This is a genomic window from Rhizobium sp. BK377 (assembly GCF_014193935.1).
Classification (GTDB): domain Bacteria; phylum Pseudomonadota; class Alphaproteobacteria; order Rhizobiales; family Rhizobiaceae; genus Rhizobium.
The window spans coordinates 146,338-157,787 of sequence record NZ_JACIAC010000007.1; the positions used below are offsets into that span (position 1 = coordinate 146,338).

The window sequence follows — 11,450 nt, forward strand, 5'->3', positions numbered from 1 at the left end:
CCGTTCCGCGAAAAATTGTCGATAAATGCTGAGGCGAAGCTTGTCGGCTGGAGGAGCCATAGGAACTATCAGGTCCCTATGAAGACGCTTTCGCCGGAATGCGATCGATAACGGATAACGGGAAGCGCCCGCCTCTGCGGGCCAAGGAGGAGCGTCCGATGAAGTTCCCAAGATTTGCAGCCATTGCCTTATCGTCTCTCGCCGCTCTGCCTGCTTATGCGCAGGATTTCATCGCCGGTATTCCGCGTAATGAAACTCTGATCATCCAGGGCACGCCGCAGCAGAATGCCGACTGGTTCAATGTCTGGGCGCCGGGCGGTGGCGGGTCTGCCAATGTAAACGGCCTGCAGCAGCTGACGACCGATACGTTCTGGTTCATCAATCCGGAGGGCGGTCCGGATGCCTGGCAGAATGCGCTCGCGACCGAGCCGCCGGCCTATAATGCCGATTTCACGCAAATGACCGTGAAGCTGCGCAAGGGCATCTATTGGAGTGACGGTGTCGAATTCACCAGCGATGACGTGGCCTATACCGTCAAGACGCAGATCGACCATCCCGGCATGTCCTGGAGCGCGCCCTTTTCCGTCAACGTTGCCAGCGTGGAAAATCCCGATCCGCAGACGGTGATCTTCCATCTCAAGAAGCCGAATTCGCGCTTCCACACCGTGTTTACCGTGCGCTGGAATGCTGCCTGGATCATGCCGAAGCACGTTTTCGAAAAGGCGGGCGACCCTCTGGCATTCAAGAATAATCCGCCGGTCTCGCTCAGCGCCTATGTGCTGCAGAGCTATGACAAGGCTGGCAACTGGACCATCTGGAAACTGCGCGACGACTGGCAACGGACGTCGATCGGCATGGCCGCCAAGGAGCCGCCGCAGGTCAAATATGTCGTCTATCGCGCCGCCGGCAATCCCGAAGCCCGCGTCATAGAGCAGCGCAATCATAATCTCGACGTGATCAACGACATGGCACCCGAGGGCATGTTTGCGATGATGCGCGACAGCAAGAGCGTTGCCTCCTGGCTGAAGGGCTTTCCCTTCGCCCATCCCGATCCGACCCTGCCATCCGTGCTGCTCAACAACAAAAAGCCGCCCTTCGACAACAAGGATGTGCGCTGGGCGCTGGCATTGATGATCGATATCCGCGCCGTGGCTCTCGGCTCCTATCGCGGTGCCGCCAATCTGGCTGCTCTCGCCACGCCGCCGACGGGCTCGGCGCCGGACGATTATTACGCACCGATGCAGGACTGGCTCACCAATTTCGAGCTCGATACCGGCAGCCGCAAGATCAAGCCCTACGATCCTAACATCTCCGCCCAGATCGCCACCATGGTGCGTGGTCAGTGGGGCGACCAGATCCCGACCGATCCGAAACAGCTGCAGCGGACCTTCGGCTTCGGCTGGTGGAAGCAGGATGTTCAGGCTGCAGCCGAGCTCTTGCAAAAGGCCGGTTTCAAGAAGAGCGGCAATCAATGGCTGAAGCCTGACGGCACGCCGTTCACGATCCGCCTGCAGGTCGAGGGCGATGCCATTCCGACATTGGCGCGTGCCGGCACGGTCATTGCCCAGCAATGGAGCCAGAACGGAATTGCCACGAAGGTCGACGTTGCCGGCCCGACCAACGGTCAGCGCCTCTCGACCGGCGATTACGAAGCCGCAATCTACTGGAGTATTGAAACCTGGGGCGGCCATCCGGACCTGTCCTTCTTCCTGGACAGCTATCATTCGGAATTCATAAAGCCGCTCGGCCAGATCCAGCCGCCGCGCAACCTGCAGCGCTGGCAGGATCCGCGTCTCGATCAGATCATCGCGAAGAACCGCTCGATCGCCTTCGACTCGCCCGACGTCACCAAGGTCGGTCAGGATTTCTTAAAGCTCGCGGTCGAAGAGATGCCGATGATCCCGCTGATGGCCTATAACAAGTTCGCACCGTTCGACACGACCTACTGGACGAACTATCCGAGCGCTGAAAACCCCTATTCCGCCTCGGGTCCGAACTGGTCGAACATTCGTTACATGGTGACCGGCCTGAAGGCCAATCCGGACGCTCCGAAGAACTGATCGCGTCGACGTGGGAGTGGCTGATTGCCGGCCGCTCCCCTTCTGCTACAGAAGGATGGATGCCATGAACGGTTTTCTGATCTATGCGGGCAAACGTTTCCTGCAGTTCCTTTTCGTGGTCGTCACCGGCATCACGCTCGCATTCCTGATCGCGCATTTCTCGCCGGTCGACCCGGTGGAGCAGACCGTATCGCTTTTGACGAGTTTCGGCTCGACCGATCCACAATCGGTCGAAATTCTGCGACAGTCGCTGCGGGAGCTCTATGGGACCGGCGGCCCGCTTATCGGTCAGTATTTCACATTCTGGGGACGGGTGCTGACCGGCGATTTCGGTCCGTCGCTGTCCTCTTTCCCGACACCGGTCATGACCGTCATTGGACGCGCCTTGCCGTGGACCGTCGGCCTTCTGACGCTTGCTACGATCATTTCGTGGATCATCGGCAACCTGCTCGGTGCGCTTGCCGGCTATTTCCGCAACAGCCGGCTGCTCAAGCTTGCCGGCATCGTCATCATGGCTTTGCAGCCGATCCCCACCTACATTATCGGCCTCAGCCTCGTCATTCTCTTTGGTTTCGTCTGGCCGATCCTGCCGATTAGTGGCGGCGCGCAGGTCAATCTTGCGCCTGCCTTGAGCTGGGTTTTCATCAGTTCGGTAATCGAACATGGCATTCTGCCGGCGCTGACGCTGGTGCTCGTCGGCATCGGCGGCTGGTTCATCTCCATGCGTTCGCTCGTCTCCAACATCATCACTGACGACCATGTGGTTTATGCCGAGCTCGGCGGCGTGCGCTCGAGCAGCATCTTTTCGTATTATGTGGCCCGCAACGCCATGCTGCCGCAGGTTACGGGTCTCGCGCTCAGCCTCGGCAATGTCTTCGGCGGTGCCGTCATCGTCGAGTTCGTCTTCAACTATCCGGGCATCGGCAAGCTGCTGATCTCGGGTATCTATTCCGGCGATTACAGCCTGGTCCTGGGTGTCACGACCATCGCCATCATTGCTGTTGCTGCGGCCGTCTTCGTGATCGATATCATCTATCCGCTGATCGATCCGCGCGTGAAACTGGGATAATCGCGATGTTCAAGATCCTCCGAGACCTGCTTCGTTACAACCGCGAATTCCTGCTCGGGACGATCCTGATCCTGATCATTGCCGGGTTGATCGTCTCTTCCTTCTTCTCGCCTTATGACGAGACCGCCATCTATGTCGTGATCCCCGACATGCCGCCATCGGCCGAATTCTGGTTCGGCACGACCTCGCGCGGCCAGGATGTCTTCTGGCAGATCGGCGCGTCGCTGCGCAATACGCTCATCTTCGGCATCATTGTCGCCGTCGTCAGCCGCCTCATCGCGCTCGTCGTCGGCCTCGTTTCCGGCTACATCGGCGGCCGCACCGACCAGATCATCATGGGCGTCAACGATACGCTGGGCGCGCTGCCAAACATCCCGATCCTGCTTCTTCTGGTCTTTGTCCTGCGTGACCAGATGACATGGTCGATGCTGGCGGTCGTCGCAGCCCTGCTCGGTTGGACCCATGACAGCCGGCTCATCCGCTCCGTTGCGCTATCGCTTCGGCAACGGGAGTTTACCCGGCACGCCGTCTTTTCGGGCATGCGCACGTCGCAGATCCTCATTCGCGAACATCTTCCCTATGTCATGCCGATCGTCTTCTTCACGACGATGAACAATCTTATCTGGGCGATCGGCCTGGAGGTGACGCTCTCCATTCTCGGTTTTTCCGACATTAACCGGCCGACGATCGGTGGCATGATCCACTGGGCCAATGCACATTCGGCCATGGTTGCCGGCATCTGGTGGTGGGTGGCCTTCCCGATGCTCTTCGTGGTCATCCTCTTCCTCGGCCTTTTCATGCTTTCCATGTCGGTCAATGAATATATCGACCCGCGCTCGCGCCTGGCACGGATGGGAGCCTGAGACGATGCAGAATTCTTTGAGGCAAGCACCTTTGACCCTCGTCGAAAACTCCCGGGATGCGCTGACGATCGACGGGCTCAAATGCTACTACGTCAACGATTATTTCGGCGTCCGGCGCGAGATCAGGGCCGTCGACGATATCAGCCTGACGGTACGCAAGAACGAAATCTACGGCATTGCCGGAGAATCCTCGAGCGGCAAGACCTCGCTCATCAAGACGCTTGCCGGAGCCATTCGCCCGCCGATGAGGGTCGTCGGCGGCACGGTCAATTTCAATTTCGATGGCAAGCCGATCGACGTCTATGGCGAACCGCAAAAGATGCGGGCTGCGCGCTGGCGGCATCTCTCCTACATCATGCAGGGCTCGATGAACGTGCTAAACCCGGTCCGGCGGGTGAAACACGCTTTCAACGATTTCGCCTTCCGCCATATGGATCTGGATCAAGCTGCTTTCCGCCAGCGGGTCGAGGCGCATCTTGCCCGCCTGCATCTCGATCCGCATGTCCTTGAAGCCTTTCCGCACCAGCTCTCCGGCGGTATGCGCCAGCGGCTGACCATTGCGCTTGCCACCGTGTGCGAACCGGAATTCATCATCGCCGACGAACCGACGACGGCGCTCGACGTTTTGGTGCAGCAGGATGTTCTGGCGTTGATCAAGGAAGTGCAGACGCGTATGCAAGCTTCAGTCATCTTCGTCACCCACGATATGTCTGTCCACGCCGCGATCACTGATCGCCTAGCGATCATGTATGCCGGCCGCCTCGCCGAAGAAGGGCCGACGCAGGCGATCTTCGACAATCCGCAACATCCCTATACGGCTCACCTGATCGGCAGCCTGCCGCGCATCGGCGATACCCGGACGCGGAAGAGCTTGCAGGGCAAGCCTCCGGCGCTTTCGAACCCGCCGTCGGGATGTCGCTTCCATCCACGGTGTCCGATTGCGATCGACAGGTGCTCGAAGGAGGTTCCTGTCATGGAGCCGAGCGCGACCGGCGGGCGTGTGGCCTGTTTCAGGGCAGGGGAGTACAAGATCCAATGAGTGGCGAACAGCTTCTCCAGCTTGAAAATGTCAGCAAGTTCTTTCCGATCGGCGGGTTCTTTTCACGCGCCAGAATGACGGCGGTCGATGACGTGAGCTTTGCGCTTGCGGCTGACAGGCCAGAGATTTTCACGATCGTAGGCGAATCCGGCTCCGGCAAATCCACGCTCGCCAAGATGATCCTCGGCAGCGAAGCCGCAGACCGCGGCACCATCCGCTTCGACGGCGCCGACATTGGCGATATCAGCAGCCGCAGCGCCCGCGAAGCCTTCATGACCAGAGTTCAGCCGGTTTTCCAGAATCCCTTCGAAGCCTTCAATCCGCTGACGCGAATCGACGAGTATCTGTATGCCACGGCGCATCGCTTCAAGGGTGCGAGGAGCCGCCCCGAACGGGAGGCCTTGGCAGATGGGGCGCTGCAGCGGGTCGGCCTTTCCATTGCGGAGGTTCGAGGACGTTATTCGCACGAATTGTCCGGTGGCCAGCTCCAGCGCATTGCGGTGGCACGCGCGCTCATTCCCGAACCGAAGCTTATCGTCGCAGACGAGCCGGTTTCCATGGTGGATGCGTCGCTGCGCATGTCGATCGTCAATCTCTTCCGCGAATTGCGCGACACGTTGAAGGTATCGATCATCTACATCACTCATGATCTTGCGACCGCCTATTACATCGCCGACCGTGTCATCATCATGCGCAAGGGCGTGGTCGTCGAAAGCGGAGACGCCCGTGCCGTGCTGGACAATCCGCAGCACGACTATTCGTTCGCCTTGAAAAATGCCGTGCTGCCCCCGGATCCAAAGCGAGCATCAGCGATCCTATACGCGCGTCAGCGCGACCGTATGTCTTCCGGTGTCTAGCTCTGTTCCACTCGGCTGAGGGGCTCTACTTCTTCGCCGACATTGCGTCGTGAGGCTACGAGGAGGGCCTCGGCGACGGTACCGGCGGAAATCAAAAGTCGATCCGCCTCTTCGATTGCCGTCATGCAAGCTTCGCCCTGCGGTTCGTCGTTGGATTCCCACCCACGCGAATACATCAGCTGTCTTCATCGAAGGCTACTGCTTATACAAATCCAACTCAGCACTCGGCCATCATCCTGCAGTGGGGCGGCGGTCAGATTTCGGAACCTCATTTGAGAAGGACCAGGCTTGCGGCGCCGATCAAACCGGCATGCCTTCCGAGTTGCGCCGGCACGACCGGCACATCGCGGTAAGCGGGCATCGCGCGCTCCTGAATGGTGGCCTCGATCCGTTCGCGAAGAAGATCGTAGCCGTGGGAAATTCCACCGCCCATGACGATCATATCCGGCGAGTAGAGGTGGAGCAGATTGGTAAAGCCGATGCCCAGCCAGCGGGCCTCCCTGTCAATCAGCGCAAGGGCTGCTTCGTCACCCCCGCGCGCAGCCTCGACAACGTGTTGGCCCGTCACGTCGCCGTCATGTGACAGCGCCCGTAGCACTGAACCGTCACCCGGTTTTGTCAGTGCTGTCGCACGACGGCCAAGTGCCGTGCCCGATGCCACCGCCTCGAAGCAGCCCACCGCCCCGCAAAGGCATCGTTCACTCTCGCCGGTGATAGTCATATGGCCGATTTCACCTGCGAGCCCACGACGACCGTGCACGATCCGGCCATCGGCGATCACCCCACCGCCAATGCCGGTGGACACGGTGACGAACACAAGCGAGGCCGTGCCGCGCCCGGCGCCGAAACGCCATTCGCCGAGAGCGGCGGCGTTCGCATCGTTCTCCAACCGGACAGGCAGGTTCAAGCGATCTTCAAGAAGGCGCGCGAGGGGTACTTCACGCCAGCCCGAGAGTGTCGGCGGTGCAGTCAGGATGCCTGCGGCCGGATCAAGCGGGCCGGGCGCTCCGACGCCGATACCGAGCGGCCTGGCGTCGGGAAGTTCCGAACAGGTTTCCTCTGCAAGCATCGTGATCTGCTCGATGACTGCAACCGGTCCATCCCTGGCGCGCGTCGGAGCGGATGCGAACGCCAGTAAATTGCCGCCATCGCCAACCAGTGCGGCGCGCAACTCCGTTCCACCCAGATCGAATGCGAGCGCAATTCTGCTCATTGCGGCTCGGCCTCCAGAGCACGCAGCCAGGCGATGCGACCCGGCAGATCCATGTCGCCAAACGCCAGTGATCCGAGCACGACCGTCTCGGCACCTGCTGCCCGCAACAGCGGAACGGTCTGTTCGCGGATGCCGCCATCCGCTGCAAGGACGATCTCTTTTTCGCGTCCGGCGCGCTTCATCAGCGAGCGCGCTTCGCGCAAACGGTCGCAGGCTTTGTCCGAAAGGCTTTGTCCCTTGACGCCGATTGAGGTCCCGAGCAGCGTGAAGAAGGCGACCTCAGTGAGGAACGGTTCTGCCGCGGCGACCGGAGTTTCCAGTCGCAGAACGACACCGGCTTCGGCCCCAAGCTCTTTTGCGAGTGCCACCGCACGCAAGCCGGCTTCCCCATTCTCGGCATGAACACTGATGAGATCGGCGCCTGCCTCGATGAACTGGCGTGTCTGCTCCTCGACGATCTCGGCCTCGACCATCAGGTGCACATGGATCGGTTTTGCCGTCAGCTTGGCGATGCGGGCGACGAAATCGGGAAAGAACAGGAAGCCGGGCGTGAAGCGTGCGTCGGCTACGTCGATATGGTGGAGATCGACAAAGGATTCGATGCGGCGAAGGTCGCGCTCCATATTGGCAAGATCTGCGGACCAGAGTGAAAACTCGCCGAGTAGCCTATGCCGGGGCAATGCGGCGATGGCGCCGCCCGAGAGAGAGTTCGATGTCATGGTTGAGCGACGCTCCGATCTTTGAATTCTGTGGTGAGGAATTGCTGGATCACCGTTCGGACTGCGGCGAAATGCGCTTCGGCATCCGCTGCCTTTGCCGGCACTTCGAGGAAATGCGCATTTGGAAGCGCGTCAGCCGTCAACCGTGCAACGGCGAGAGGGTGAATGGCATCCCGCCGGTTGCCGAGGACGAGGGTCGGAATAGCAAGCTTTGCCGCGTCTTCTTGCGAAACGCCGGTGCCATCCGAGGCGATGTCGCAGAGGACGTCGGCGAAAGCTCGCGCATCCGGGCGTTCGAAATAGCCAAGCAGAGAGGCGAGATTGTCTGGCGCTTCCATCCGCAGACGTCCCGCCGTCGCCGACCTGGCAAAAATTCTCTGGCCGTCGCCAGGCGAATGAGATCGAAGCAATGCCGCGATCTCGCGGATCGGCGCGAGATTGTCTGGGGCCCGGGTAAACCACCAGGCCGGTCGCACCAGAATGAGACCCATGACGCGCTCGGGATACGTTTTGGCCAGATGCAGCGCGATGGCTGCGCCCATCGAGACGCCGCCGGCGATGAACCGGTCTATTCCCTTTTCGTCTGCTGCGGCCAAGACGTCGGCTGCAAACATCGCAATGGAGAAGGGGCGTCGCGTTCCGAGCGTCGAGCTTCCATGCCCGCGGCACTCGGTCGTGATCCGCCGCCAGTCGAGCCCCTTGGGGAGAACCTGCGCGACCTGCGCCTCATTGCCTCCGAGCCCGTGTTGAAAGAGCAAGGCTTGGCCTGTCCCGCAGTCGTGGACGGACAGGTCGGCATCATCTCGCCTGAGGGTGATCTGCACCTTCATCGGATCAGATCCGAAAGAAATCTGGCGACGGCGGGTGCTTCTTCTGCCGCAAGACCGTGCGTGACGAGCGCACCATTGAAACCGGTCGCGCGCAGGCCGTCGATGAAGGCGGGGAAATCGACGATACCCTGACCTGCCGTCGCAAAGCGGCCATCGGCATAGCGATCCTTCGCATGGGCCATCGTCACATACCCGGCCGAGATATCGATCGCCCTGTCGATGATGTCGGACACTTCGGCCGGCGTCGCCTGCTCGAAGAGGTTTGCCGGATCGAGCACGATGCGCAGGCGCCTCGAACCCATCTCTTCGATCAGTCGCACCGCATCGGCGGCGGAGGTGACGATGTTTGCCTGTTCCGGCTCGATGCCGAGATCGATCCCGTGCCGCTCGGCAAGTTCCAGCGCCTTTTCCATTTCGGCCGCCATATCGGCCCAGGCGGACGGAAGCCTATTGTCGGGATGATGCATCCATTGGTCTTGGGCATGCCGGCTGCCGGTGCAAAGCGTCACCAGCGGAATCTGCAAGGCCGCAGCCGTTTCGATCACCACGCCAAGCTGTTTGAGCCCCCTTTCCCGCACGGATTTGTCCGGATGGGCCATGTTATAGGTGCCTGAAAGTGCCGCGAGCGAAACGCCGGTCTCTTCAGATGCCGCCTGGATCGCGCCAATCGTTTCCGGCGCCACTTCATCCGGCATCGACGGCAGGCCGACGCAGGCGAGATTGAACTGCGTCGTCGCAAATCCGCAGTCACGCACGGCCGAGAGGACTTGCCGGGGATCGGTGCCGGGGAAGGTCTTTGCAAAGATGCCAAGCTGCATCAGACCGATCCCGTGACGGTTGCGAGTTCGACGCGTTCACCCGTTTCTACCGAGCGGGCGATGGCGACCATGGCGCGGATGGAGGCGATCCCGTCCTCTATATCGGCGCCGCGCATCGGCGCGCCGTTCAGCACGGTATCGGCGAGCCCTTCCAGCTGCCGGCGGAAGAAGTGCCCGTCGGCTCCTAGAGGTTTTCGGGTCGTCGCGTCCTTTTCGTGGAAGATCTCGACTTCGCTCGCTCTGAGGTACCAGGGATTGAAGGTCTTGGCGATCACCGAACCGTTTTCGCCATAGAGCTGGAAGCCCTCATGCCAGTCCATGCGGACCGCGACCGTCAGATCGAGATGGCCGAGCGCGCCATTGGCGAATTCGGTTTCCACGAACCAGCAATAGGCGCCGGCACGCTCGAGAAGGCGGGCTCGCACCGCGACGATCCCACCACACAGAAAACGGGCGGTATCGACGAGATGCGAGCCATGCGCCAGCATGAAATACTGGCGTAGGTCAGCCTTGGGATTTCCGGAGGGTTTCCTCGCGAATTTGCTGGTGATCGGCAGCGGCTGGACCGCATCGGTATTGGTGTAGCGGTGGGTGGAGTCGCAGTACCATGCTTTCAGCGCGAAGATCTCGCCGATATCGTCACGGACAAAATCCCGGGCAGCCTCCAGCGCCGGGTCGAAACGCTTCATGTGACCGACCTGCAGCACTTTGCCGGAGCGCTTCACGGCGTCGGCGAGCGCCCGGCCTTCCTCGATCGTAACACCAGTGGGCTTCTCGCAGAGCACATGCTTTCCAGCATCGAGCGCCTTGATCGACATCGGCACGTGATAGGCGTCTGATGTGGCGATGATGACGGCTTCGAGCTCGGGATCGGCGAGCATCTCGTCATAATCGGCGTACATCTTCTGTGGTTCGTACGTCGCACCCATGCGCGCAAGCAAGTCGGGTGCTGCATCGCAGATGGCGTAGAGGTCGGCATTCCTGGCTTTCACGCAGGATTCGAGATGGGCGAACTGTGCGATCGGGCCGCAGCCGAGCACGCCCACACGCAGCCGGCGGTCTTCCTTACGGATCATGACTTCTCCCTCAGGCGCCGTAGCGGCGCATCGTTTCACGGTTCGCCCGGACGGCTGCCACGGGATTGGCGGCGGCCGTGTCTGATTCCTCTTCCAGGACCAGCCAGCCATTGAAGCGCGGCGCAGCGGCGACGATGTCGATCACGGCGGGCGTATCGCAGACCCCCTTGCCAAGCATGGCCCATTTGCCGTTCGCATCGACGTCCTTGAGGTGCAGATATCGGATGCGGTCCTGATAGGTTCGCAGCGTATCGAGAATATCCCCATGGCCGCGCAGGATATGGCCGGTATCGGGCACCCAGCCGACGAGGTTCTTGTCGATAAGCGAAAAGATCCGGTCATAATCGGCACGGTCGAACAGCAGCGTATTGTGGTGCGAGCTTGGATGCACAGCGATATCCACGCCCGATGCCTTGCCCAGTTCGCCGGCCCGATTGTAGAATTCCGAAGCGATTTCGAATTTCGCTTCCCGCGGTCCTTCCGAGACAACCGTCGCCGAGCCGATCGAAACGAGGGCGCCGGGAAAGGCGGCCGCGAAATCGATCCAGCGCTGTGTGGTTCCGAGGTCGTTGTCGATCTCTTGCCTGACAGTAAAGCCGCTTTTCGAGCCCATCGCGAAAGACACGAGCGTCAGGCCATGTTTCTTCAGGCTTGCGGCGAAATCGTCGGAACGGTCTGCGTATTGACCGATCATCGTGTCGGTGATCTCGATGCCCGCATAGCCGCCCTTTGCAATTGCTTCCAGCAGATCGTCCGGGCCGCCATTCCAGTTTTTCCCGAGCATTTCCCAGGTGAATGTCTGGCAGCCGACTTTCAGCTCTCTGATACTCATGCCTCATTCCTTGATGCTCTCAGGCGTTCGATGACATCCGATGGATTTTCCGCATGGTTTATAAAAATTTATCG

General features: G+C 60.6%; 12 protein-coding genes. 5 read left to right on the forward strand and 7 right to left on the reverse strand.

Going from position 1 to position 11,450, the window contains the following annotated elements; genetic code table 11:
* Nucleotides 1-158 precede the first annotated feature (158 nt).
* The 5 genes from FHT92_RS24440 to FHT92_RS24460 all read left to right on the forward strand — a co-directional run bounded on the left by FHT92_RS24440 (nucleotide 159) and on the right by FHT92_RS24460 (nucleotide 5,888).
* Nucleotides 159-2,060: an ABC transporter substrate-binding protein gene (locus FHT92_RS24440; protein ID WP_183830140.1), complete on the forward strand. Its 1,902-nt coding sequence runs from the start codon at nucleotides 159-161 to the stop codon at nucleotides 2,058-2,060.
* Nucleotides 2,061-2,124: 64 nt separating this feature from the next.
* Nucleotides 2,125-3,129, forward strand: a complete 1,005-nt coding sequence (locus FHT92_RS24445) for an ABC transporter permease (RefSeq protein ID WP_183830144.1) — start codon at nucleotides 2,125-2,127, stop codon at nucleotides 3,127-3,129.
* A gap of 5 nt (nucleotides 3,130-3,134) precedes the next feature.
* The gene (locus tag FHT92_RS24450; RefSeq protein ID WP_183830147.1) at nucleotides 3,135-3,992 is read left to right on the forward strand and encodes an ABC transporter permease; all 858 of its coding nucleotides are present in this window, start codon (nucleotides 3,135-3,137) and stop codon (nucleotides 3,990-3,992) included.
* 4 nt (nucleotides 3,993-3,996) lie between these two features.
* On the forward strand, nucleotides 3,997-5,031 hold the full coding sequence (locus FHT92_RS24455; RefSeq protein ID WP_183830150.1) for an ABC transporter ATP-binding protein: 1,035 nt from the start codon (nucleotides 3,997-3,999) through the stop codon (nucleotides 5,029-5,031).
* Nucleotides 5,028-5,888 (forward strand): ABC transporter ATP-binding protein, encoded by an 861-nt coding sequence (locus FHT92_RS24460; RefSeq protein ID WP_183830153.1) that lies wholly within the window; start codon nucleotides 5,028-5,030, stop codon nucleotides 5,886-5,888. The genes FHT92_RS24455 and FHT92_RS24460 overlap by 4 nt, the downstream gene beginning before the upstream one ends.
* Here FHT92_RS24460 and FHT92_RS24465 read toward each other — a convergent pair.
* The 7 genes from FHT92_RS24465 to FHT92_RS24495 all read right to left on the reverse strand — a co-directional run bounded on the left by FHT92_RS24465 (nucleotide 5,885) and on the right by FHT92_RS24495 (nucleotide 11,376).
* Nucleotides 5,885-6,064 (reverse strand): hypothetical protein, encoded by a 180-nt coding sequence (locus FHT92_RS24465; RefSeq protein WP_409527173.1) that lies wholly within the window; start codon nucleotides 6,062-6,064, stop codon nucleotides 5,885-5,887. The genes FHT92_RS24460 and FHT92_RS24465 overlap by 4 nt on opposite strands.
* 92 nt (nucleotides 6,065-6,156) lie before the next feature.
* A complete protein-coding gene (locus FHT92_RS24470; protein WP_183830156.1) occupies nucleotides 6,157-7,101 on the reverse strand; it encodes an ROK family protein in 945 nt (314 codons plus the stop codon).
* Nucleotides 7,098-7,820 (reverse strand): ribulose-phosphate 3-epimerase, encoded by a 723-nt coding sequence (locus FHT92_RS24475; protein ID WP_183830159.1) that lies wholly within the window; start codon nucleotides 7,818-7,820, stop codon nucleotides 7,098-7,100. The genes FHT92_RS24470 and FHT92_RS24475 overlap by 4 nt, the downstream gene beginning before the upstream one ends.
* The gene (locus tag FHT92_RS24480; protein ID WP_183830162.1) at nucleotides 7,817-8,650 is read right to left on the reverse strand and encodes an alpha/beta fold hydrolase; all 834 of its coding nucleotides are present in this window, start codon (nucleotides 8,648-8,650) and stop codon (nucleotides 7,817-7,819) included. Before FHT92_RS24480 ends, FHT92_RS24475 begins: the two co-directional genes overlap by 4 nt.
* Nucleotides 8,647-9,468, reverse strand: coding sequence for a sugar phosphate isomerase/epimerase (locus tag FHT92_RS24485; protein WP_183830165.1), 822 nt, complete (start codon nucleotides 9,466-9,468; stop codon nucleotides 8,647-8,649). Before FHT92_RS24485 ends, FHT92_RS24480 begins: the two co-directional genes overlap by 4 nt.
* Nucleotides 9,468-10,544: a Gfo/Idh/MocA family protein gene (locus tag FHT92_RS24490; protein WP_183830167.1), complete on the reverse strand. Its 1,077-nt coding sequence runs from the start codon at nucleotides 10,542-10,544 to the stop codon at nucleotides 9,468-9,470. The genes FHT92_RS24485 and FHT92_RS24490 overlap by 1 nt, the downstream gene beginning before the upstream one ends.
* Before the next feature lie 10 nt (nucleotides 10,545-10,554).
* The gene (locus FHT92_RS24495) at nucleotides 10,555-11,376 is read right to left on the reverse strand and encodes a sugar phosphate isomerase/epimerase (RefSeq protein ID WP_183830170.1); all 822 of its coding nucleotides are present in this window, start codon (nucleotides 11,374-11,376) and stop codon (nucleotides 10,555-10,557) included.
* Between the last annotated feature and the right edge of the window lie 74 nt (nucleotides 11,377-11,450).

Bases quoted from the DNA above. Each gene is read 5' to 3' on its own strand.
- FHT92_RS24450 (WP_183830147.1), top strand. From the start codon at position 3,135: ATGTTCAAGATCCTCCGAGACCTGCTTCGTTACAACCGCGAATTCCTG.
- FHT92_RS24475 (WP_183830159.1), bottom strand. From the start codon at position 7,820: ATGACATCGAACTCTCTCTCGGGCGGCGCCATCGCCGCATTGCCCCGG.
- FHT92_RS24490 (WP_183830167.1), bottom strand. From the start codon at position 10,544: ATGATCCGTAAGGAAGACCGCCGGCTGCGTGTGGGCGTGCTCGGCTGC.
- FHT92_RS24470 (WP_183830156.1), bottom strand. From the start codon at position 7,101: ATGAGCAGAATTGCGCTCGCATTCGATCTGGGTGGAACGGAGTTGCGC.
- FHT92_RS24495 (WP_183830170.1), bottom strand. From the start codon at position 11,376: ATGAGTATCAGAGAGCTGAAAGTCGGCTGCCAGACATTCACCTGGGAA.
- FHT92_RS24440 (WP_183830140.1), top strand. From the start codon at position 159: ATGAAGTTCCCAAGATTTGCAGCCATTGCCTTATCGTCTCTCGCCGCT.
- FHT92_RS24480 (WP_183830162.1), bottom strand. From the start codon at position 8,650: ATGAAGGTGCAGATCACCCTCAGGCGAGATGATGCCGACCTGTCCGTC.
- FHT92_RS24455 (WP_183830150.1), top strand. From the start codon at position 3,997: ATGCAGAATTCTTTGAGGCAAGCACCTTTGACCCTCGTCGAAAACTCC.
- FHT92_RS24460 (WP_183830153.1), top strand. From the start codon at position 5,028: ATGAGTGGCGAACAGCTTCTCCAGCTTGAAAATGTCAGCAAGTTCTTT.
- FHT92_RS24465 (WP_409527173.1), bottom strand. From the start codon at position 6,064: ATGTATTCGCGTGGGTGGGAATCCAACGACGAACCGCAGGGCGAAGCT.
- FHT92_RS24485 (WP_183830165.1), bottom strand. From the start codon at position 9,468: ATGCAGCTTGGCATCTTTGCAAAGACCTTCCCCGGCACCGATCCCCGG.
- FHT92_RS24445 (WP_183830144.1), top strand. From the start codon at position 2,125: ATGAACGGTTTTCTGATCTATGCGGGCAAACGTTTCCTGCAGTTCCTT.